The sequence below is a fragment of the Dechloromonas sp. A34 genome (genome assembly GCF_026261605.1).
GTDB lineage: Bacteria > Pseudomonadota > Gammaproteobacteria > Burkholderiales > Rhodocyclaceae > Azonexus.
On sequence record NZ_CP102486.1, the window covers coordinates 4,338,557 to 4,359,652 of the forward strand.

Annotated in this window: 19 protein-coding genes; 1 reads left to right on the forward strand and 18 read right to left on the reverse strand. The window is 62.9% G+C overall.

Going from position 1 to position 21,096, the window contains the following annotated elements; translation table 11 throughout:
* Nucleotide 1: 1 nt before the first annotated feature.
* The 11 genes from tcuB to NQE15_RS21625 form a co-directional block, all read right to left on the reverse strand.
* Entirely contained in the window at nt 2-1,162 is a 1,161-nt protein-coding gene (gene tcuB, locus NQE15_RS21575) for a tricarballylate utilization 4Fe-4S protein TcuB (RefSeq protein ID WP_265944634.1), read from the reverse strand.
* The gene (gene tcuA / locus NQE15_RS21580) at nt 1,149-2,576 is read right to left on the reverse strand and encodes an FAD-dependent tricarballylate dehydrogenase TcuA (protein WP_265944636.1); all 1,428 of its coding nucleotides are present in this window, start codon (nt 2,574-2,576) and stop codon (nt 1,149-1,151) included. The genes tcuB and tcuA overlap by 14 nt, the downstream gene beginning before the upstream one ends.
* A gap of 88 nt (nt 2,577-2,664) precedes the next feature.
* Nucleotides 2,665-3,600, reverse strand: coding sequence for a LysR family transcriptional regulator (locus tag NQE15_RS21585; protein ID WP_265944637.1), 936 nt, complete (start codon nt 3,598-3,600; stop codon nt 2,665-2,667).
* 12 nt (nt 3,601-3,612) lie between these two features.
* Nucleotides 3,613-4,968, reverse strand: a complete 1,356-nt coding sequence (locus NQE15_RS21590) for a class-II fumarase/aspartase family protein (RefSeq protein ID WP_265944639.1) — start codon at nt 4,966-4,968, stop codon at nt 3,613-3,615.
* Nucleotides 4,969-5,010: 42 nt separating this feature from the next.
* A complete protein-coding gene (locus NQE15_RS21595) occupies nt 5,011-5,844 on the reverse strand; it encodes an HpcH/HpaI aldolase/citrate lyase family protein (RefSeq protein WP_265944641.1) in 834 nt (277 codons plus the stop codon).
* A complete protein-coding gene (locus tag NQE15_RS21600; RefSeq protein WP_265944643.1) occupies nt 5,844-7,025 on the reverse strand; it encodes a CaiB/BaiF CoA transferase family protein in 1,182 nt (393 codons plus the stop codon). Before NQE15_RS21600 ends, NQE15_RS21595 begins: the two co-directional genes overlap by 1 nt.
* Nucleotides 7,026-7,035: 10 nt before the next feature.
* Nucleotides 7,036-7,881, reverse strand: coding sequence for an FAS1-like dehydratase domain-containing protein (locus NQE15_RS21605; protein ID WP_265944644.1), 846 nt, complete (start codon nt 7,879-7,881; stop codon nt 7,036-7,038).
* 83 nt (nt 7,882-7,964) lie between these two features.
* Entirely contained in the window at nt 7,965-9,248 is a 1,284-nt protein-coding gene (locus NQE15_RS21610; RefSeq protein ID WP_265944645.1) for a TRAP transporter large permease, read from the reverse strand.
* Nucleotides 9,245-9,985, reverse strand: coding sequence for a TRAP transporter small permease (locus NQE15_RS21615; RefSeq protein WP_265944647.1), 741 nt, complete (start codon nt 9,983-9,985; stop codon nt 9,245-9,247). Before NQE15_RS21615 ends, NQE15_RS21610 begins: the two co-directional genes overlap by 4 nt.
* Before the next feature lie 63 nt (nt 9,986-10,048).
* Nucleotides 10,049-11,044 carry a DctP family TRAP transporter solute-binding subunit gene (locus NQE15_RS21620; protein WP_265944649.1) on the reverse strand — a complete coding sequence of 332 codons (996 nt, stop codon included), beginning with the start codon at nt 11,042-11,044 and terminating at the stop codon, nt 10,049-10,051.
* Nucleotides 11,045-11,112: 68 nt separating this feature from the next.
* The gene (locus NQE15_RS21625; RefSeq protein WP_265944651.1) at nt 11,113-12,228 is read right to left on the reverse strand and encodes a 4-oxalomesaconate tautomerase; all 1,116 of its coding nucleotides are present in this window, start codon (nt 12,226-12,228) and stop codon (nt 11,113-11,115) included.
* A gap of 200 nt (nt 12,229-12,428) precedes the next feature.
* Between NQE15_RS21625 and NQE15_RS21630 the strand changes: the two genes are divergently transcribed.
* Nucleotides 12,429-13,331 carry a LysR family transcriptional regulator gene (locus tag NQE15_RS21630; protein WP_265944653.1) on the forward strand — a complete coding sequence of 301 codons (903 nt, stop codon included), beginning with the start codon at nt 12,429-12,431 and terminating at the stop codon, nt 13,329-13,331.
* A gap of 535 nt (nt 13,332-13,866) precedes the next feature.
* Here the strand turns inward: NQE15_RS21630 and NQE15_RS21635 are convergent.
* From NQE15_RS21635 to NQE15_RS21665, 7 genes are all read right to left on the reverse strand, one after another.
* Nucleotides 13,867-15,189, reverse strand: a complete 1,323-nt coding sequence (locus NQE15_RS21635; RefSeq protein ID WP_265944654.1) for a sigma-54-dependent transcriptional regulator — start codon at nt 15,187-15,189, stop codon at nt 13,867-13,869.
* Nucleotides 15,186-17,114, reverse strand: a complete 1,929-nt coding sequence (locus NQE15_RS21640; protein ID WP_265944656.1) for a sensor histidine kinase — start codon at nt 17,112-17,114, stop codon at nt 15,186-15,188. Before NQE15_RS21640 ends, NQE15_RS21635 begins: the two co-directional genes overlap by 4 nt.
* 68 nt (nt 17,115-17,182) lie before the next feature.
* Complete coding sequence (locus tag NQE15_RS21645; RefSeq protein ID WP_265944658.1) at nt 17,183-17,827, reverse strand: MarC family NAAT transporter; 645 nt, start codon at nt 17,825-17,827, stop codon at nt 17,183-17,185.
* Between the two features lie 25 nt (nt 17,828-17,852).
* Nucleotides 17,853-18,581 carry an amino acid ABC transporter ATP-binding protein gene (locus NQE15_RS21650; RefSeq protein WP_265944660.1) on the reverse strand — a complete coding sequence of 243 codons (729 nt, stop codon included), beginning with the start codon at nt 18,579-18,581 and terminating at the stop codon, nt 17,853-17,855.
* Between the two features lie 24 nt (nt 18,582-18,605).
* Nucleotides 18,606-19,286: a glutamate/aspartate ABC transporter permease GltK gene (gene gltK, locus NQE15_RS21655; protein WP_265944662.1), complete on the reverse strand. Its 681-nt coding sequence runs from the start codon at nt 19,284-19,286 to the stop codon at nt 18,606-18,608.
* Between the two features lies 1 nt (nt 19,287).
* On the reverse strand, nt 19,288-20,025 hold the full coding sequence (locus NQE15_RS21660) for an amino acid ABC transporter permease (RefSeq protein WP_265944664.1): 738 nt from the start codon (nt 20,023-20,025) through the stop codon (nt 19,288-19,290).
* A gap of 149 nt (nt 20,026-20,174) precedes the next feature.
* Nucleotides 20,175-21,074: a glutamate/aspartate ABC transporter substrate-binding protein gene (locus NQE15_RS21665; RefSeq protein ID WP_265944666.1), complete on the reverse strand. Its 900-nt coding sequence runs from the start codon at nt 21,072-21,074 to the stop codon at nt 20,175-20,177.
* Nucleotides 21,075-21,096: the final 22 nt, after the last annotated feature.

Consider the following 21,096-nt stretch of genomic DNA (forward strand, 5'->3'; position numbering starts at 1 on the left):
TCTACTCGGCGCCGAGTTGCAGGTTATTCGGCAGGCGCTTCTCGATCGACCACTTGAGCAGCGACGCCGAGCGGAAGACGCCATGGGCGAACTTGCCGTAGGGCAGCGTCAGAAAGAGCGCCATGACCACCCCGAGATGCACCGCCAGCAGCAGCCCCATCGCTGCCGTGTCGCGCAGGCCGAGGAGCAGCAGGCCGGTGAGGCTGGTCAGGAAGAGCAGCGCGATGAAGCCGCGGTCCATCGATTTCTGTTCGCCATCGCCATGCAGCGGGTGGCGCTTCAGATTCAGCCAGAGTAGGCCGGCCGGTCCGATCAGCAGGCCGATCCCGCCGGCGATGCCGAGCAGCACTGGCAGGCTGCTCACTGCGTACGGTGCAGGCAAGCCAAGCAGATAGTGGTAGAGCGTCGCCACGCTGGTCGCCGCGAAGCAAAGCATGAAACCGTAGAAGGTGAAGTGATGGAAGCGGCGACGGAGCAAGGTGAAGGCATCGTCGGTATTGTTGCAGCCCATGCCGTGGCCGCCGTCGAGGTACTTCAGTCGCAGCACATTGCCGACCGCTTCGGCGCCGGCCTCGCCGCTGAACTCGCCGGGTGAGACTTCGCGCCAGAAGCGGCGAACCCCCAGGGTCAGGGCGAGCATGGCAAAACCGAACACGGCGCCGAACATCAGGGCCAGCGTGTTGTGCGGAAAGATAGCGTAAAAGTTTCCGGCCAGCGGTGCATGCAGGATGCCACCGGTGACCTGCAACGTCAGCACCAGGAACAGCGCCAGGCCGGCGGCCAGGGCCAGCGCCACGGTCAGGCCATTGTTCTTATAAAGCCCCCCAAGGGCCCTCGGCCAGGCGTAGCTGGCATAGGTTTCGCCGCGCACCTTGGCCATTGCCTGCGGAACATTGACCGCGAACTCATGCGGCGGCGCGTACTGACAGGCGTGCAGACAGGAGCCGCAGTTGTGGCAGAGATTGGCCAGATAGTGAATGTCCGCCTGACCAAATTCAAGACGCCGGGTCATTGCCGGGAAGACCGCGCAGAAGCCTTCACAGTAGCGGCAGGCGTTGCAGATCTTCATGATGCGGTCGACTTCGGCCTCCTTGTCGCTCAGGCGAACCTCGCCCGTGGCCAGTTCGCCGGCTTCGCTTACCAGTTGTTTAAGCGCCTGCATGTTGTGCTCCTTGCTTCAATGCTGCCTTGGCAGCCTGCGCACCAGCGATGCGCCCGAATACGGTCCCGATGGTCATACCGACCCCGGCGGTATAGCCCTTGCCGAGCACGTTGCCGGCCATCATTTCACCAGCAACGAAGAGGTTGCGGCTGGGCTGGCCTGCGAAATGCACGGCCGCATGCTCATCAACCTTCAAGCCGAGGTAGGTAAAGGTGATGCCGGGTTTCAGCGGATAGGCATAGAACGGCGCCGTGTCGAGCGGCAGCGCCCAGTGGGTCTTGGCCGGGGTGACGCCTTCGGTATGGCAGTCGTCGAGCGCCGTGTGGTCGAAGGTGCCAACCTGGCAACCGGCGTTGTAGTCGGCGACCGTACGGACGAAAGCCGTCGCGTCGAGGCCGAGCTGACGGGCCAGTTCTTCCAGGGTATTGGCCTTGGCTCCCGGAAACACCGGTGGCATGAAACGGCCGACCGCCTTGGCGTCGATGACCGAATAACCGACCTGCCCCGGTTGCTGGGCGACCAGGCGACCCCAGATGGCATAGCGTTTCGGCCAGAAGTCCTCACCTTCGTCGTAGAAACGCTGGGCGAACTTGTTGACCACGATACCCAGCGAGACGCAATCGATACGGGTACAGATGCCGCCATCGTAGAGTGGAGCGCGCGCGTCGATGGCAACGCAATGCGATTGCGAAGGATCGCCGATGAAGTCGGCGCCAGCTGCCTGCATGGCCTTGAGCAGCACCCCCTGATTGAAACGGGTGCCGCGGATGGCAAAATTGTCGGCCGGCCATTCGCCGTCCTCATTCTGCCCCCAGGCTTCACGCAGCCATTCGCGGTTGGACTCGAAGCCGCCGGCCGCCATGACGCAAGTTTTGGCGGTGATCCGTTGGCTACCGACCCAGGCTGCCTGGAACCGTCCATCAACGACTTCAATGCGGTCAACCGGCGATTCATAGCGAATTTCAACACCCAGCGCTTCGGCGCTGCGATAGTAGGCGTTGACCAGCGCTTTACCGCCGCCCATGAAGAAGGCGTTGGTCCGGGACAACTGCAGCGTGCCTGACAGCGAGGGCTGGAAATGTACGCCGTGCCGGCGCATCCAGCCCCGGCACTTGGAGGATTCGCGGATTGCCAGGCGGGCCAGCTGTTCGTTGGTGTTGCCGCCGGTGACCTTGAGCAGGTCCTGCCAGAACTCTTCCTCCGGATAGGCCTCGGTCAGCACATCCTGAGGTGCATCGTGCATGCAGCGCAGGTTGCGGGTATGGCTGGAATTGCCGCCCCGACGATCGCGCGGCGCGGCTTCGAGCAGCAGCACCGAGGCGCCGGCCTCGCGTGCCATCAGGGCCGCGCACAGCGCCGCATTGCCGCCGCCGATGACCAGTACATCGACGGCATTGGAATTGTTGTCACTCATCATTCGCTCCTTTTGAGCCCTTGTTGATTTCAGCGAAGACACTATCTCGCAACGGTGTGGCGATACCCCAAGCCGCTCCGACATCCCCCTATCTCGATTCGAGATGCCCCCGTGTGATGCCCTTCCAGCGGCCATCGTCAATCAGCTGTCCGACTACCTGACGGAGTACGCCGCGGGTCGCCAACGCAGCTGGCGAGAGTTCGTCGTCGGACAGGCTGCACAGCAGGTTGCGCCGCGCGGTGCCGACGTCGGCAATTTCCGCCCAGCGCAGCCGGCTGCTCGCTTCCGGCTGGCGGGCCAGCGCCGACCACGGTTGCAAGGTAGCGGCCATGCCGGCCGCCACCATGTCCATCAGCACGGTCAGGGAATCAACTTCGGCGACGATGTTGGCATTCCGGTTCAGGCTGCCAAAGGCGGCATCGATGACCCGACGCAGTCCGTGGCGATGAGTCGGCAGCACCAGCGCCGTATCGGCAACGCCAGCCAGCGTCGTCGGCAGTTGATCGATCCGGCTCTGGGCACCGCAGACGAAGAAGAGCCGTTCGTCGAGCAGGTGCTGGACGGTCCAGCGCCTGGCCTGATCGGCACCAAAAAGCACGGCGAGGTCGATTTCGCGGGCATTGAGCATCTGCCCGAGATGCCCCGACATCCCCTCGACCAGATGGATGCGGATATCCGGATACTGCACCTGCATTGCCTGCAGCAGCGGCACGCCGAGAACGCCCGCAGTGGTCGGCGCCAGGCCCAGGCCGACGACACCGGAAAGGCGCGACTGCCGTGCCGCCAGCATTGCCTCGTCGGCATGGCGTAAGGCGAGCTGGGCATGGGAGAGGAAGGCGATGCCGGCATCCGTCGGAATGATGCCGCTCGGCGTTCGCTGCAACAGGCGCGTCGCAAGTTCGCCTTCGAGACGCTGGATTTGCAGACTGACGGCAGACTGCGCCACACCCAGATCGAGCGCCGCCTGGCTGATGCTGCCCAGTTCGATGGTCCGCACTAGGTAACGCAGTTGCCGCAGTTCCATCGTAGCGCCCCTTTACTCTTGCCGAGCCTTGCGTTGCAGTACCTTGTCCACCATCACGCCAGCCTGGCCGAGATAGTTGGCCGGGTCGCAAAGCTTGGCCAACGCCGCCCGGTCGAGGTGGGGATTGATTTCCGGATGCTCGGCCAGCAGGTCGAGCAGCGGGCGGTTGCTCTTGATCGCCGTGCGGCACAGGTCATAGACCAGATCGTGGGCGTATTCGCGGCCGATGTAGGGGCCGAGGCCCATCATCACGGCTTCCGACATGACCAGGCCGTTGGTCAGTTCGATATTGGCCATCATGGCGGCCGGATCGACTTCCAGACCTTCGAGCACGAAGCGCGTCTGTTTGAGGGCACCAGCGGTCAGACAGAAGGCTTCCGGCAGCGCGATCCACTCGATTTCCCAAGGGCCGGTCGAGCGTTCGTGGTCGGCGATCATGGCATCCATCAGGGCGGCGGCATGCTGGCGGACGACCGAAACAGCGGCATGAATGTAGCAACTCGAAATCGGGTTGCGCTTCTGCGGCATGGTGCTGCTCGAACCGCGTCCCGGCGCAAACGGCTCGAAGACCTCGGCCACCTCGTGCTGCATCATGAGCTTGACGTCCATCGCTATCTTGCCGAGCGAACCGCCGACCAGACCGAGGAATGCGCCGACTTCGGCAATCGTGTCGCGTACCGTATGCCAGGCAATGTCGGGCTGGGCGAGGCCGAGTTCGGCCATCAGGCCGGCCTGGGTTTCCATGGCGCCGCGCTCGATCGAGGCCAGCGTGCCGCAGGCGCCGCCGAACTCGCCCATCAACACGCGCGGCCGCAGTTGCTGCAGGCGTTCGCGGTGGCGCTCCATGCCGGCCAGGATGGCCGCCGTCTTGAAACCGAAAGTCACCGGAATCGCCTGCTGCAGATTGCTGCGGCCGATCACCGGGGTATCGCGGTAGCGCAGGGAAAGATCGGCCAGGGCGGCGCAGATGGCTTTCAGTTCAGCCTCGACCAGATCGAGGCCCTCGCGGATCTGCATGACGGTAGCAGTGTCGGTGATGTCCTGGGTCGTCGCGCCCCAGTGGCAATATTCGCCGAGGCGGTCGCGGCACAGCGCGTTCAGTTGCGAAACGACGCCCAACACCGGGTAGCCGATGCGCTCGGTCTGGGCGCGCAGCTTGTCCATGTCGATCTTGTCGATATCGCAGTTTCGGACAATCTCATCGGCCGCTTCCTGCGGAATGATGCCGAGGCGGCCCTGAACGACGGCCAGCGCGCGCTCGATGTCGAGATATTTTTCCGTCCGGTTGCGGTCGGACCAGACCTGACGCATAGCGTCAGTGCTGAAGATGTTGCCGAAGATACTAGAGTCGATGATGCTCGCGCCCATGGCGATGTCTCCTGATTCAATGTTGGGAAATATAGCTGTGCTTTAGTTCGTTGTTTGGCGATGCGTTTTTGTCATGCTTCGCGCCATGATGGCTTCAGCCTTGAGCACCACCGGCCGATCCACCATTTTTCCGTCGACCTGGACGGCTCCCGATGAATCCTTGGCGGCGGCCAGAACCTTTTCGGCCCAGATCACTTCCTGCTCGCTCGGTCGGCTCAGTCGCTCGACGACCTCGACCTGCTTGGGATGAATGCACAGCTTGGCGGTGCAACCAAAGGCTCGGGCAAAGGCAAAGTCGGCTTCGGTCCGCGCCAGATCGTCGAGATTGGGCGTGACGCCGGCAACCGGCGGCGCCAGTTCGGCCGAGCGGGAAGCGATGGCGATCTTGCTGTAGGGGTAAATCAGGCCCTGCTCGTCGCCCGGGAGATTGAGGTCGGCGGCATAGTCGAGGGTGCCGAAGGCAATGCGCTGCACACCCTCGGCCAGCGCAATCTGGTCGATGTTGTTGATGCCGCGGGCCGACTCGACCAGCGCCACGATGACAACCTCAGGATTCGTGGCCGCAATGGTCATTTTCACCTGCTCGGCGAATTCCGTTTTCGGTAGCATTACCTGCCTGATGCCGGCCGCCTTGATCATTGCCAGATCGTCGGCATACCAGGGCGACAGTGCATCGTTGATGCGCACCACCAGGCGCTCGGGCGCGACGCCGGCGCTAGCGACCCAGTCGGCGATGGCCTGCCGCGCCGCCGCCTTGTCGGCCGGTGCCACTGCATCCTCGAGATCAAGGATGATCGCCCCTGCCCCGGCGGCCAGTGCCTTGGCGAAGCGCTCGGGGCGATTGCCGGGAACGAACAGGTAGCTGACCGGCAGCATCAGATGGCTCCAGCGGCACGCAGTTCGGCAACGTCGCCGGCCGTGTAGCCCAGCCCGCCGAGGATCGCCTCGGTATGCTGGCCGAGCGCCGGCACCGCATCCATGCGCGGCTCGCATTCCGTCCACGAACCGGGCGGCAACAGCGCCGGCACCTTGCCGACCGCCGTGTCGATTTCGCGCCAGCGCTTGCGCCCCTTTAACTGCGGGTGATTCCAGACGTCCTGCATGGTGTTGAGGTTGGCATTGGCGATCTGGGCAGTTTCCAGGCGCTCGATGACCTGCTCGGCAGTCAGCTGGGCGAAGGCATCGACGATGATCTGACGCAGTTCGTCGCGTGCCGCGCTGCGTTTCGAATTCGTCGAAAAACGCTCCTCCTTGGCCAGTTCGGGGCGCAGCAACACCTTGTCGCAGAATCCCGCCCACTCCCGTTCGTTCTGCAAGCCAAGCATGACGTTCTTGCCGTCGCCGGCCGGGAACGGGCCGTAGGGATAGATCGTCGCGTGGCTGGCGCCGGTGCGGCGTGGCGGCGATGCGCCGTCGATCGAGTAGTAGAGCGGATAGTTCATCCATTCGACCAGGCTCTCCAGCATCGAAATATCGAGGTGCTGGCCACGTCCGGTGATCTGGCGTTGCAACAGCGCCGCCAGGATGTTGCTGTAGGCGTACATGCCGGCCGAAATGTCGGCGATCGACGGGCCAGCCTTCGAGGGCTCGTCCTCAGTGCCGGTCACCGAGACGAAGCCCGACTCGCTCTGGATCAGCAGGTCGTAGGCCTTCTTGTCGCGGTAGGGACCATCATTGCCGTAGCCCGAGATGTCGCAGACGATGATCTCCGGCTTGATCGCCGACAGCGCCTCGTACGACAGGCCCAGGCGTGCGGCAGCACCGGGCGCCAGATTCTGGACCAGGATGTCGGCCTCCTCGGCGACCAGGCGTTGCAGAATCTTCTGTGCCTCCGGATGCTTGACGTCGAGGGTCAGGCTTTCCTTCGAGCGGTTAGTCCACACGAAGTGCGAGGCCAGGCCATGCACGCGCTCGTCGTAGCCGCGGGCGAAGTCGCCAACACCGGGGCGCTCGACCTTGATGACGCGGGCGCCGAGGTCGGCCAGTTGACGGGTGGCGAACGGGCCGGCGATGGCGTGTTCGAGGGTGATGACGGTAATACCTTCCAGCGGTCTCATGCTGCTTTCCTTATTTCAGTACGGCGGTGGCATCCATGGTCAGCCAGCCTTCATGGTCTTCGGCCCACAGGTGGATGGTCTTGCCATCGGCCTGCGGCGTCCCGTTTACGATGAAGTGATTGATGTCGAAAGTCGGCCGCACGGCGCGGAATTCGAACTTCGCGACCTCGGCATCCGGCATCTTGTGGCGCAAGAGGTCGAGCAAGAGCGTGGCGATCATCGGCCCATGGACGATCAGGCCGGGATAGCCCTCGACCTCGGTCACGTACTTGCGGTCGTAGTGGATGCGGTGGCCGTTGAAGGTCAGCGCCGAGTAGCGGAAAAGCAGCACGTCGTCGGGCACCCATTTCGTCCGCCAGACGGGGTCCGGATAGGTGGCCTTGGGCGGCGGCGCGACGTCGTTCGGACCGGCCGCTTCGCGATAGACGATGTCGTGGTACTCAGTCAGCGCGACGGCGCTCTCGCCGGCCCGGCGCAGTTCATGGCGAACCTTGACGAAAACCAGCGGACCGGTGCGGCCGCTCTTCTCGGTGACGTCATGGATGGTCGAGGTGCGGGTCACCGTTTCGCCGATATGCAGCGGGGCATGGAATTCGAACTGACTGCCCGCCCACATCCGGCGCGGCAGCGGCACCGGTGGCAGGAAACCGCCACGCTTGGCATGGCCGTCGGGGCCGATTTCGGATTGGCGGTGCAGCGGCAGGAAATACAGCCAGTGCCACAGTGCCGGCAGCGGCGTGCCGTTGGCTGGGCGCTCGGCCGGCCGGTCGAAGGTCGCCGACAGCGCGGCATAGGGGGTGGCCGTGAAGAGATCGGTAACTTCTTCGGAACGGCCGATCCAGTCTTTGAGGTTCATCGTTGATGGCTCCAGGCTTCAGTACGAAATCAATGGTTTGGGGTGAGGATTGCGGCGCCCGATGTTGGCGGCGCCGCAATCGGTCAGAGCATGCCGAGTTGCTGCGGCAGCCAGAGGGAGAGGCCGGGCCAGTAGGTGACGAGGCCGAGGAAGACGAGCATCGAGAGCAACCACGGCCAGACCGCGACGGTCAGCTCGGTGATCCCCATCTTGGTGATGCCCGACGCGACATAGAGGTTCAGACCGACCGGCGGGTGGCACATGCCGATTTCCATATTGACCACCATCAGGATGCCGAAATGGATCGGGTGGATGCCCAGCGCGACAGCCACCGGGAAGAGCAGCGGCGCGAAGATCAGCACGATCGACGACGGCTCCATGAAGTTGCCGGCGACGAGCAGGATGATATTGACCGCCAGCAGGAAGGTGATGACGCCGAAGCCCTGCCCCAGCATCCAGTCGGCCAGCGATTGCGGGATGCTCTCGTTAGTCATGATGAAGGAGAACAACACAGCGTTGGTGATGATGTAGAGCAGCATCGCCGACATGTTGGCCGAGTTGAGCAGTACCCTCGGCACGTCCTTGAGGCTCAAATCCTTGTAGATGAAAATGGCGCAGATGAAGGCGTAGACCGCGGACATGGCAGCCGCTTCGGTCGGGGTGAAGATGCCGGTGTAGATACCACCCATGACAACGACGATCAGCAGCAGGCCCCAGACCGACGCCCGGAAAGCCTTCCAGCGCTCGCCCCAGGTCGCCTTCGGCTGACGCGGGTAGTCAAATTTCCTGGCGCGATACCAGGTGACACCGCCGAGCACCGTGGCGAGAGCCAGCCCGGGAATGACGCCGGCCATGAACAGGGCGCCGACCGAAGTATTGGTCGCCACCGAGAACATCACCATGCAGATCGACGGCGGAATCAGGATCCCCAGAGCGCCGGAGGTCGTGATAACGCCAGCCCCGAAGCGCGGCGGGAAGCCGGCCTTGACCATCGCCGGCAGCAGGATCGAGCCGATGGCGACGACGGTTGCCGGGCTGGAACCCGAGACTGCGGCAAACAGCGCACAGGCCAACACACCGGCCAGGCCGAGACCGCCATACCAGTGTCCGACCATCGACGAGGCAAAATTGATCATCCGCTTCGCCACTCCGCCGTGAGTCAGGAAGTTGCCGGCCAGGATGAAGAACGGAATGGCCATGATCTCGAACTTCTCGATGCCGGTGAACAACTTCAGGGCAACCGACTCGAGCGGCACCTGGGTCATCGTGAACAGGAAGGTAAGGACGGTCAGGCCGAGCGAAATCGAGATCGGCATACCGGTCAGCATGAGGACGGCCAGCAGGCCAAAAATTACCAGGGCGCTCATTTCGGTTCTCCTCCGAGGTCATCCTTGCGGCGATCGACAGCCACCGGCTCGTCGTGCACGCGGCGGTCTTCGCCAATCACGTTGTGCTTCAGGTCCAGCGGATGCAGGTTGTCGTCGAGATCGAATTCATTGACCTCGACATCTCCCGACTCGTCGGTCAGGCCATCGACGTGGCCGTGGTCGTGGTGCGGCAGTTCGCCGGTACGGATAAACGAGACGCAGACCTGCAGAAAACGGAAACACATCAGCGAGGAGCCAAGCGGAATCGCGCTGTACACCACCCAGGTCTGCCACTCCAGGTCGGGCGTGGTCGGCCCTTCCATGACATCCGTAAGATCAAGACCCAAGAGGCTGTAGAAGGCGTAATGGGCGCCGTTTTCCCAGACGAAGTGGCCGCCCATGGTGGCGACGATGCCGGTAAAAGAGGCACCGGCAAGCAGGCCGAAAACGATGAACTTGAAACGATTGCTGTCGCTTAGACGATTGATCAGCACATCGACCCCGACGTGGATGCCGGTGCGAACGCCGTAGGCAGCGCCAAACTTGGCCATCCAGACGAAAAGAATGATGGTCAGTTCTTGCGCCCAGCTCATGTTGATCGAGAGCAGCAGATCCTGCACGCCCGGGATGGCGAATCCGGACATGTAGCGATGAACCACTGCAAAGAAAGTGATGAGTGTCGCCACGCCGATCAGCAGCGTGATGAGCAGCTCTTCCAATTTATCGAGAAATCTCATGTTTCCCCCGTAGAGAGTAAAACTGGCCAGCAGCGTAGGAATCCTGCCGGCCGACGATGCGGATTACTTGGCCTGGCCGGTTTCCTTGCGGATGGCGTCGATCAGTTCCTTGCCGATGCGGGGGGCCAGTTCGTCCTGGACCGGCAGCAGGGCCTTGACCCAGCGTGCCTTTTCTTCGGCACTTGGCGTGTGGACGGTGCTCTTGCCGGAGGCCTTGATCGCAGCCAAGGACTTCGCTTCGTCTTCTTCGGCGACCTTGTCGTTGTAGGTCGTGGCATCCTGCATCGCGGCGCTGACTTCGGCCTTGATGTCCGCTGGCAGCTTGTCCCAGAAGGCCTTGTTGACCACGACGACGTAGCCGCTGTAGGTGTGGCGGGTTAGGGTGATGTGTTTCTGAACCTCATACTGCTTCTGGGTATAGAGGTTGGAAAGGTTGCCGTCAGCTCCATCGACAACGCCGGTCTGCAGCGCCTGGTAGACCTCGGAGAAGGCCATGGTCTGCGGCATGCCGCCGATCGCCTTGATGATGGCCTGGTTGACCTTGGAAGAATTGATGCGGATCTTCTGACCCTTGGCCTCGTCCGGTGTGCGGATCGGCTTGTTTGAGCTCAGCACGCGGAAACCGGCATCCCAGTAGGAGAGGCCAACCATGCCCCGGGCTTCGAGCTTCTTCAGCAGCGCGGCGCCGATCGGGCCGCGCGTCACGCGGTGCAGCGCCGCTTCATCCGGGAAGATGTACGGCAGATCGAAAGCCTCGAACTCCTTGACGCCGGCCGGACCGAACTTGCCGGCCACCGGAGCCAGCATCTGGACACTACCCATCTGCAGGGCTTCAAGCTCTTCCTTGTCCTTGTAGAGCGTCGAGTTGGCGAAGACCTCGACCTTGACGCGGCCCTTGGTGCGCTTTTCGACCTGCTGTTTGAAATGCTCTGCCGCCTGCCCTTTCGGCGTATCGATTGCGGCGACGTGCGAGAACTTGATCAGGATCGGCTCCTGGGCGTGCGACATGCCGGCGAAAGCCAGGCCGAGAATGGCGCTCAGAGTGATAATCGGTTTCATGTGTTGTCTCCTCTTTAATGGAATGGGTGCCGGCAATGACCGGGCAATAGTGATAAAGGGTTGATGAATCAGGCGGCCGCGGCGAGGTCGCTTTTCGCTTTGGCCTTCAGGCAGTGATCCGCGACGAAGACCTCCCCTGCAAGCAGGGGTCGGGCGGAGGTCAGCATTGCGGCGCCGACCAGTTTGGGGATGCCGGTCCATGGGTCGGCCGACGAAACGATGTGGCAACTCATCTTGCCGCTCGGATGTTCGATGACGATCTGATGCGCCTCATTCTGGTTGAGGACAGCCAGTTCTTCGGCGATCGTGTCCGGTGTATGGCAGGCTGCGGCCAGCGCCATCGCACCGGTCGCGGCAAACGCCGGGTGACAGTTCGAGGGCACGAAGTAACGCGAGGCAATGGTCCCACCGGCCCGCGGCGGCGCGATGATGGCGATCTTCGGAACACCCAGCCCCGGTGCATCGGCCAGGCCCATCAGGCGCGCCCCGGCCGCCCGCACTGCTTCCAGGCGCTGCAGGAAGTTCGGATCGTTATCGAGTTCCTGCTTGCTCTCGTAGCCGCTCTTGCCCAGCGACTCGGCCTTGACCAGCACAATCGGGATCGCAAAGTCGATGCAGGTGACTGGCATGCCTAAAATTTCGTCACGCGGCGAACCGGTGGGCAGCAGGCGGCCGGTCTTGGTGCCGGTCGGATCGAAGAACTGTAGCGCGACCGGAGCGCATTTGCCGGGCACGCCATCGACTTCGAAGGTGCCGCTATAGGTTACCTGGCCGCCCGGCGTCTGAACGGTTGCTTCGACGACTTTCTGGCTGTTGGTGTTGAGGATGCGCACCTTGGTCACCGGACTGCTCGCCTTGACGAGGCCGTGTTCGATGGCGAACGGGCCAACGCCGGCCAGCATGTTGCCACTGTTGGGGAGCACATCGACCAGATCGCGGGCCACCGACACCTGGGCAAACAGGTATTCGACATCGGCATCGGGCTGGGACGACGGGCCAACAATCACAACCTTGCTGCTATGATCGTTGCCGCCGCCCATGCCGTCGATCTGCCGGGCGTCGGGCGAGCCCATGGCGGCCAGCAGCATGCGGTCGCGGGCGGCAGCGTCGGCGGGCAGATCCTTCGCGAAGAAGAACAGGCCTTTTGACGAACCGCCTCGCATCAGGACGCAGGGAATGCGCAATTGTGTCTCCTCAGTAGATTGGTGTTTTCCTGAGTTGAATAATAGGCAAATCGTTGCTCGGTTAGAAATGCAATAAATTTGAAATTTATTGCGATCTACGCATATATTCAGTGCAGTAGAATCGGACCAATTGACGGAACACGGCTGATATCGACAAGGCAGGCTCAGCCATGAGTGACGGATTGACGGAGACTGGGCAAATGAAGATCGATTTTGATGGCATTCAGGCGTTCGTGGTAATTGCGGAATTGGGCGGCTTCAATAAGGCCGCCGAACACCTGCACGTTACGCAGACGGCGCTAACCCGACGCGTCCAGAAACTCGAGTCTTATCTGGGATTGAAACTGCTTGACCGTACGACCCGCTATGTCGAACTGACGGCCGTCGGTCGTGACTTCCTGCCGCAGGCCAGGGCCATCGTCGGCGAGATGACGGCTGCGGTCGGTCGCCTCAAGGACATGTCGAAAAATGCCCGAGGCAATTTCACGCTGGCCTGTGTACCGACGATGGCCGCCCAGATACTGCCCAAGCTGATGCGCGCATACGCCAATAGCTACCCGCGCAACCGGATTCGCCTACTCGATGCGACTTCATATGAAGTTCGCGACGCGGTCCTGAATAGCCAGGCCGAGTTGGGTATTGGGATACATGGAGAACACCATCCGGATCTGACCGAGATCCCACTGTTCGATGATCCATTGATGTTCTTCTGTCGCGAGTCGAATCCACTCAGCAATATGAAATCAGTAACCTGGTCCGACATGAGCGGAGCGGACCTCATTGTAGTTAGCAACCTGACGGCAACCCGGGTCTTCATGGACTATCAACTCGCCAAGCGCGGCATCAGCCTGAGTGGCGCCTATGAAGTCCAACACCACGCAACGGCAATTAGTCTGGTTGCTGCCGGAGTCGGCTGCGCGATCCTGCCGGCATCGACGTTTCAGGAAGGTGACAGACCGGGCGTTCGCAGAATTCCGTTGATCAGTCCGGTCGTCAAACGCAAGGTCATTCTGGTCACTCGAAAGAACTGCACCTTATCTCCGGCAGCAGAGGCTTTCTACGATTTAGTCAAGAAAACGCAATTTACAGATACCAATGCTTAATCCCTATTCTGTGAGCCCCTAACTGGCTCCATTAGGTACCATTTGTGGCCCTACCTCGCCGATGAAAACCAGCATAAGCTGGCGCCACTTAGGTCAGGAAACCGCTGTTCATTCCGAGAACGCTGACTGGCAACTTTGGCCGAATTGTACGCGTAGGTCATCCGGCAGCCTTCAGGGTGAAGCTGCCTTTTGAGCGGCAGCTGTCCAGATGGAGGGAGCTTCTGCTGTCCACCAAATACCAGCCGCTCATTCTCAACAGGCTATACGTCCGCAATGGCCGAGTAGTTCGCGTAGGCCGTCCGGCAGCTCTCCGAGTACAGCGGTCGTTCAGGCGGCGGCTATCAGGAGAAGCCGTATGGCCGCAATTGGCCGCAAGGAGACTATTGACCGCCCAGGAAATGATTACGCCCCTTGCAAGCTTCGCAGGCAGCTTCAATCCAGAATGCTACGGTCGTCCGTTAAAAACGGCCAAAACCGAAATGCCGTTGCCCCTACTTCCCTCAAAGTACCGGCTGGCTTTATCCGAATGCGCTGATCAGATCAGCCCGTATTTTTTGAGCTTGTCGTGCAGCGTCGTCCGCGCCACTTTCAGCGCCTCGCTGGTGCGTGCGATGTTGCCGTCCTGCTTGGTGAATTCGTTGGCGATCAGCACGCGCTCGTAGTTCTCGACCGCGTCGGTCAGCGATTGCGGCGTGCTGCCCAGGCCCGGCGTCGCCGCATCGCGGCCGATGCCCAGGGCGTGGCAGTCGGCGGCGTTGCGCAGTTCGCGGATATTGCCCGGCCAGTCCTGGGCCATCAGGCGGCGCAGGTATTCCGTGGTCAGCACCGGCGGCGGCCGGTTGTAGCGTTTGGCGGCCTGGAGCAGGAATTCGTCGTAGAGGGCCGGGATGTCCTCGCGCCGTTCGCGCAGGGCAGGCAGTTCGATGCGCACGACGTTCAGGCGGTAATAGAGGTCGGCGCGGAACTTGCCCTGATCGGACAGCGCCTTGAGGTCTTCCTTGCTTGCCGCGATGACGCGGCAGGCGACCGGCACCAGCTGGTTCGAGCCGAGGCGCTCGATGACGCGCTCCTGCAGCACGCGCAGCAGCTTGATCTGCATGGCCATCGGCATCGACTCGACCTCGTCGAGAAACAGCGTGCCGCCGCTGGCGTATTCGATCTTGCCGATGCGTCGCTTCTGCGCCCCGGTGAAAGCCCCCGGTTCGTGGCCGAAAAGCTCGCTGTCGAGCAGGTTGTCGGCCATGCCGCCGCAATTCAAAGCGACATAGGTTTCCGGCTTGGCGCCCGAGAGGTCGTGCAGGCAGCGCGCCACCATCTCCTTGCCGGTGCCGGTTTCGCCGAAGATCAGCACATCGACCGCGGCATGGGCGACATCGAGGATCAACTGGCGGACCCGCGCCATCTGCGGCGAGCGGCCGAGCAACCGGGCTTCGAGGTCGTCGCGGTGATCGAGCCGGCGGCGCAGGGCTTCGACTTCGAGGACCAGTTCGCGCTTTTCCAGCGCCCGGCGGACGACCTCGACCAGATCACCGGTCGAGAACGGTTTCTGCATGAAATCGTAGGCGCCGCGGCGCATCGCCTCGACCGCCAGGGTGACATCGCCGTGGCCGGTAATGATGATCACCGGCAGATCGGCGTCGAGCTGGACGACCCAGCGCAGCAGGTCCATGCCGTCCATGCCGGGCAGCCGCATGTCGGTGACCACGATGCCGGGGTAGCCGGCCGCCAGGCGCTTCTGCGCCTCTTCCGCCGAGCCCACGGCATCGACCGCGATGCCGGCCAGTTGCATGGCCTGTTCGCAGCCGAGGCGGACATTGGGATCGTCTTCGACGAGCAGGACAGACAATTGCGGCTTCATGGCGAACCCTTGGTACAGGCAGCGGTGGAAGAATCGGGTAGTGGCGGCAAGAGTACGACAAAACGCGCCCCGCCGCCGGGAGCCGGGCCGGCCAGCAGTTCGCCGCCGAAATCGCGCAGGATGTCGCGCGAGATGGCGAGCCCGAGGCCGAGCCCCTCGCCCGGCTGCTTGGTCGTGAAGAAGGGCTCGAACAGGTGTTCCAGGGCCTTCTCCGAAAAACCGACGCCGCTGTCGCTGACGGCCAGCGCGACCTGCCCGGAACTGGCGCGTTCGGCGGAAAAGCTCAGGCGGCGCAGCGGCTCGTCGGCCATTGCATCGATGGCGTTGCCGATCAGATTGACCAGCACCTGCTGCAGGCGGTTGCGGTCGCACCAGGCGATCCAGGTCTCGGGGCCGAACTGCCGTTCGACCGTGACGTTCTGCTTGCGCAGGCGCTGGTCGAACAGGAACAGGGCGCTGTCGACCGCCTGCGCGACATCGACCGCTCCCGACACGGCCGGCGACTTGCGGGCGAAGGTCTTGAGCGGCGTGATGATGCCGCCGGCCTGCTCGGCCAGCTGGCCGACGATACCGAGATTCTTCTCGGCCGTGGCGAGGTCGCCGCGATGCATGAATTCGACGGCATTGGCCGCCAGCGTGCGGATCGCCCCCAGCGGCTGGCTGAGCTCGTGCGTGATGCCGGTCGCCATCTGGCCGAGCACGGCCATCTTGCCGGCCTGCACCAGTTCGTCCTGGGCGGCGCGCAGCGTCTGCTCGGCGCGCTGGCGCTCGACCACTTCGCGCTGCAGCCGGTCGACCGCTTCCGAGAGGTCGGCCGTGCGCTCGCCGACCTTGTGTTCGAGTTCCTGATTGGCGCGCTCCAGCATCGCCCGCGCCTCTTCGCGGCCGCGCGCCAGACGGCGGCGCTGCTTGGCGTAGAGGGCGCCGAGCAGCAGGCAGCCGAGCGCCGCAGCAGCCAGCGCGGCATGGGTCGCCGCCTGTTCGGCGACCGGCCGCAGATCGGAAAAGACGACGATGCGCCAGGCGGTGCCGGGCAGGTTACGGGCCAGCGCCAGATAGCTGCGGCCACCGGCGGCCTGATTGACCGCGCCGCGCAGGTGCCGGGGCAGGCGGACGACGGCGCCCTCGTCGGCGCCGGCGAGCGCGATGTCGAGACTGACCGTGCCCAGCGACTGGCCGGCGAACTGCTGGCGACTGAGTTGTTCCAGCTCCTCCCGCCCTTTCTGTTGCAGGGTGGCGTAGCGCCATTCCGGTGGCGAGGCGAGCAGTACGATGCCGTTGCTGTCGACGATCAGGGCCGGCGCCTCCTGGCCCAGCCAGCGCCGCTCCAGTTCGCGGATGCCGGACTTGACGACGGCGACACCGATCACCCGCCAGTCCTGGCGCTCGTCGCGGATGGGCAGCGCGAAGTAGTAGCCCGGCTCGTGGCGGACATGGTCGACGGCGTAATGGCGGGCCGGGACGCCGGTCGCCGCATCGCTGAAGAAAGGCATGTAGGCCAGGTTGGCGCCGAGCAGGTTGTCGGAAAAGATCCAGTCGCTGGAGGCGACCACCCGGCCCTGGGTGTCGAGCACGAAAATCGCCGGCCCGCCGAGGTTGTCGTTCATCTGTTGCAGGAAACGGTTGGCGGGCCCCTGCAGGCTGTCCTGCTTGTCCTCCGGCGCCCGCAGCAGGGCGAGGACGTCGGGGCTCAACTGGATGGCAGCCGGGATCGCCGCATGCCGCGTCACTTCGCTGTCGATGGCGGCGGCCAGGATGTCGAGCTGGTGGCTAGCTTCCTGGCGCATGTGGTCGATACCGTCGCGTTCGGAGCGGTGATAGACCAGCAGGCTGGCGAGGAGAAAAAGCACCAGCAGCAGGGCCAGGCCGAGCGCACGGTGCGGCCTGGGCAAGGATGAAGGAATCGGCGGGCTGGATTCAGGCATGGCGTGGGCCGCAGGGCGAACGTCGCATTGTAACGTCCGGCAGGTGCCCCACTGCGGCGCTCACGGGCTCAGGCTCCGGCCATGAAACTGCGGATGCCCGAACCGACGAACTGGACGCCGATGCAGATCAGCAGAAAGCCGGTCAGGCGAGCCACGACATTGATGCCCTCGCTGCCCAGGCGGCGGGAAACCCAGCGCGCCGAACGCAGCACCAGCCAGATCAGCAGGCAGGTCGCGGCGATGCTGGCCACCGTCGCCGAATAGGCGATCAGACGCCGGACGCCGCCGGACAGTTCGGCGATCTCCGAGGAGATGCCGATCACCGTGGCCAGCGCGCCCGGCCCGGCGATGCCGGGCATGGCCAGTGGAAAGAAGGCAAAGCTGCCACTACCGCCGACCAAAGCGGCGTCGCCGGTGCCGAACAGCATGCGGTAGCCGATCAGCGCCACGGTCAGCCCGCCGGCGATGCGCAAGGCACCGAAGGAAATTCCGAAGGCTTCGAGGATGAAGACCCCGGCAAAGAGGCCGCCGGTGAGTAGCAGGAAGCCGTAGAAGCAGGCCCGCCGCGCTTCCAGCGAAGCTGCCGGAGCGGCGAGGTCGGCGGCCAGGGTCAGGAAGACCGGAATCTTCGAGAGGGGGTTGGTGATGGTCGCCAGACTGATCAAGCCGCCGAGAAAAAAACTGACCAGCAGCCGGTTCAGGCTGTCTTCCATGTGCGATGGGCTCCGCTGAAACCGCTTAGTGGTGCAGTATCTTGGCCAGGAACTGCTGCGCCCGTTCCGAACGCGGATTGGCGAAGAAGGCTTCCTTGCTGTCATCCTCGACGATGCGGCCCTGGTCCATGAAGATCACGCGATTGGCCACGCGCTTGGCGAAACCCATTTCGTGGGTGACGCACATCATGGTCATGCCTTCCTGGGCCAGTTCGGTCATCACGTCGAGCACCTCGTTGACCATTTCCGGGTCGAGGGCCGAGGTCGGCTCGTCGAACAGCATGCAGATCGGGTCCATGGCCAGGGCGCGGGCGATGGCGACGCGCTGCTGCTGGCCGCCGGAGAGCTGGCCGGGGAACTTGGCGGCTTGCGCTTTGAGGCCGACGCGGTCGAGCAGCTTGAGGCCCTTGTCCATTGCCTCGTCCTGGCTGCGACCGAGCACCTTGGTCTGGGCGATGGCCAGGTTCTGGGTAATGCTCATGTGCGGGAACAGCTCGAAGTTCTGAAAAACCATGCCGACATGGGCGCGCAGTTTCGACAGGTTGGTCTTCGGGTCGCCGACCGAGGTGCCATTGACGGTGATCTCGCCGGACTGGAAGGGTTCCAGGCCATTGACGCACTTGATCAGGGTCGACTTGCCGGAACCGGACGGCCCGCAGACGACGATGACCTCGCCCTTGCTGACGCTGGTGGTGCAATCGGTGAGGACCTGGAAGCTACCGTAATGTTTGCTGACGTTTGCAATCTTGATCATGGGATTTCTCCTGGCGGGCGGCGATCAGGCCGGGTGGTATTTTTTCTGGAGACGCTTCACCAGTTGCGAAGCGGAGAAGCAGATGACGAAATAGACGGCGCCGGCGAAGAGCAGCATTTCGACCAGGCGGCCGTCGCGGTCGCCGACCTTGTAGGCGGCACCGAAGAAGTCGGCCAAGGCCGAGACGTAGACCAGCGAGGTGTCCTGAAAAAGGATGATCCCTTGCGTCAGGAGCAGCGGCACCATGTTGCGGAAGGCCTGCGGCAGCACGACGAGGCGCATGGCCTGGCCGTAGGTCATGCCCAGCGCGTAGGAAGCGGCCATCTGCCCCTTGGGGACGCTCTGGATGCCGGCCCGGATGATTTCCGAGTAGTAGGCCGCTTCGAACAAGGCAAAACCGGCCATGGCCGAAGACAAACGCAAGTCCGTCCCCTTCGGAATGTTGAACAGCTGCCCGACGAATTCCGGCACGATCAGGAAGAACCAGAGCAGCACCATGACCAGCGGCACGGCCCGGAACAGGTTGACGTAGCCGGCGGCAAACCAGGACAGCGCCTTGATCGGCGACAGCCGCATCATGGCCAGCAAGGTACCCCAGACGATGCCAACGAGCACGGCCTGGAAGGTGATGACCAGGGAGATCTTCATGCCGTCCCAGAGGAAGGGCAAGGCGCCGGGGATAGAGGACCAGTCGAATTCGTACATGTTATTTGCCTCCAATGTAGCCAGGGACGGCGATGCGCTTTTCGAACTTGTGCATCAGGGTCATCACGGTGACGTTGATGATGATGTAGGACAGGGTCACGGCGATGAAGGACTCGAAGGGCTGCGCCGTGTAATCGACTAGCTGGCGGCCCTGGGCGGCGAGTTCGAGGAGGCCGATGGTGGAGCAGACGGCGGAGTTCTTGAAGATGTTCAGGAACTCGGAGGTCAGCGGCGGCACGACCAGGCGGAAGGCCATCGGCAGCATCACGTAGCGGTAGGTCTGGGGCAGCGTGAAGCCGAGCGCCAGGCCGGCGTTCTTCTGGCCCCGGGGCAGCGAATTGATGCCGGAGCGGACCTGCTCGGCGACCCGGGCGCTGGTAAACAACGCGAGACAGATCATCGAAGCGAGGAATTGCTGCATGATCGGGTTCGACTGCTTGTAGGCGTCGCCGATACTCGCCGGCAACAGTTCGGGCAGCACGAAGTACCAGATGAAGAGCTGGACGAGCAGCGGAATATTGCGGAACAGCTCGACGTAGGCGGTGGCGATGCCGGCCAGCGCCTTGTTCGGCACCGTGCGCAGGACGCCGACCAGGGCGCCGAGCAGCAGCGCAATGACCCAGGCGCTCAGCGACAGCCCGATGGTCATCTTGAAGCCGGCGAACATCCAGCCGAGATAGGTGTCGTCACCGGTCGCGGACGGCTGCAAAAAGACGCCCCAGTTCCATTGGTAACCCATATTGAATCCCTCCTTTGGTTGATCTTCCCGGGGCCGCCCGGAAAACAGGCCCCGGTGTTTCAGTCGCTCAGCATTCCCAGAAGATGCGCTGGAGATCCTTGCTGTCCTGCGTCCTGGTCATTCGGCGGCTCGCGTCCGGTTCTCGTCGATTACTCGAAAGCCTTGTCGTTCGGAGCCTTGTACAGCGCCTTCATTTCATCCGACAGCGGCATGTTGAGGTTCAGTCCCTTGGGCGGGATCGGGTTCATGAACCACTTGGCGTAGATCTTTTCGGCTTCGCCCGAGGTCATCGCCTTGGTCAGTGCCGCATCGACCACCTTCTTGAAGCCCGGGTCGTCCTTGCGCAGCATGCAGCCATAGGCTTCCTTCGATTGCGCCGTACCGACCACGGCCCAGTCGCCGGCTTTCTTGGCCTTGGCCATTTCGCCGTAGAGCAGCGCGTCGTCCATCATGAAGGCGACGGCACGGCCGGTTTCCAGGGTCAGGAAGGATTCGCCATGATCCTTGGCCGAGATGATGCTCATGCCCATCTTCTTGTCTTCGTTCATCTTGCGGATCAGGCGCTCGGAAGTGGTGCCGGCGGTGGTGACGACGTTCTTGCCGGCAAGGTCGGCGAAGTCGTTGATCCCGGAACCCTTCTTGGTCAGCAGCTTGGTGCCGATGACGAAGATGGTGGTCGAGAAGCCGACCTGCTTCTGGCGTTCGAGGTTGTTGGTGGTCGAGCCGCATTCGATATCGACGGTGCCGTTCTGGACCAGGGTGATGCGGTTGGCCGAAGTGACCGGCATCAGCTTGGTTTCGATCTTGGCCAGCTTGAGTTCGCTTTTGATGCCATCGACCACTTTGAGCATCAGTTCGTGCGAATAGCCGATGACCTGCTGCTTGTCGTCGTAATAGGAGAAGGGAATCGAGGATTCGCGGTGGCCGAGGGTGATCGTGCCGGTGTCCTTGATCTTCTTCAGGGTCAGGGATTCCTGCGCCTGAACCGGGGTCGTGGCGGTCGCGCAGAGAGCGGAAGCAAGGGCAGTGGCGATGGCAATTCTTTTCATGTTGTCTCCTGAAGGTGTAGAA

What these genes read in the sequence shown, in the direction of transcription:
- tcuB (WP_265944634.1), bottom strand. Translation starts at nt 1,162, where the DNA reads ATGCAGGCGCTTAAACAACTGGTAAGCGAAGCCGGCGAACTGGCCACG.
- tcuA (WP_265944636.1), bottom strand. Translation starts at nt 2,576, where the DNA reads ATGAGTGACAACAATTCCAATGCCGTCGATGTACTGGTCATCGGCGGC.
- NQE15_RS21585 (WP_265944637.1), bottom strand. Translation starts at nt 3,600, where the DNA reads ATGGAACTGCGGCAACTGCGTTACCTAGTGCGGACCATCGAACTGGGC.
- NQE15_RS21590 (WP_265944639.1), bottom strand. Translation starts at nt 4,968, where the DNA reads ATGGGCGCGAGCATCATCGACTCTAGTATCTTCGGCAACATCTTCAGC.
- NQE15_RS21595 (WP_265944641.1), bottom strand. Translation starts at nt 5,844, where the DNA reads ATGCTGCCGGTCAGCTACCTGTTCGTTCCCGGCAATCGCCCCGAGCGC.
- NQE15_RS21600 (WP_265944643.1), bottom strand. Translation starts at nt 7,025, where the DNA reads ATGAGACCGCTGGAAGGTATTACCGTCATCACCCTCGAACACGCCATC.
- NQE15_RS21605 (WP_265944644.1), bottom strand. Translation starts at nt 7,881, where the DNA reads ATGAACCTCAAAGACTGGATCGGCCGTTCCGAAGAAGTTACCGATCTC.
- NQE15_RS21610 (WP_265944645.1), bottom strand. Translation starts at nt 9,248, where the DNA reads ATGAGCGCCCTGGTAATTTTTGGCCTGCTGGCCGTCCTCATGCTGACC.
- NQE15_RS21615 (WP_265944647.1), bottom strand. Translation starts at nt 9,985, where the DNA reads ATGAGATTTCTCGATAAATTGGAAGAGCTGCTCATCACGCTGCTGATC.
- NQE15_RS21620 (WP_265944649.1), bottom strand. Translation starts at nt 11,044, where the DNA reads ATGAAACCGATTATCACTCTGAGCGCCATTCTCGGCCTGGCTTTCGCC.
- NQE15_RS21630 (WP_265944653.1), top strand. Translation starts at nt 12,429, where the DNA reads ATGAAGATCGATTTTGATGGCATTCAGGCGTTCGTGGTAATTGCGGAA.
- NQE15_RS21635 (WP_265944654.1), bottom strand. Translation starts at nt 15,189, where the DNA reads ATGAAGCCGCAATTGTCTGTCCTGCTCGTCGAAGACGATCCCAATGTC.
- NQE15_RS21640 (WP_265944656.1), bottom strand. Translation starts at nt 17,114, where the DNA reads ATGCCTGAATCCAGCCCGCCGATTCCTTCATCCTTGCCCAGGCCGCAC.
- NQE15_RS21645 (WP_265944658.1), bottom strand. Translation starts at nt 17,827, where the DNA reads ATGGAAGACAGCCTGAACCGGCTGCTGGTCAGTTTTTTTCTCGGCGGC.
- NQE15_RS21650 (WP_265944660.1), bottom strand. Translation starts at nt 18,581, where the DNA reads ATGATCAAGATTGCAAACGTCAGCAAACATTACGGTAGCTTCCAGGTC.
- gltK (WP_265944662.1), bottom strand. Translation starts at nt 19,286, where the DNA reads ATGTACGAATTCGACTGGTCCTCTATCCCCGGCGCCTTGCCCTTCCTC.
- NQE15_RS21660 (WP_265944664.1), bottom strand. Translation starts at nt 20,025, where the DNA reads ATGGGTTACCAATGGAACTGGGGCGTCTTTTTGCAGCCGTCCGCGACC.
- NQE15_RS21665 (WP_265944666.1), bottom strand. Translation starts at nt 21,074, where the DNA reads ATGAAAAGAATTGCCATCGCCACTGCCCTTGCTTCCGCTCTCTGCGCG.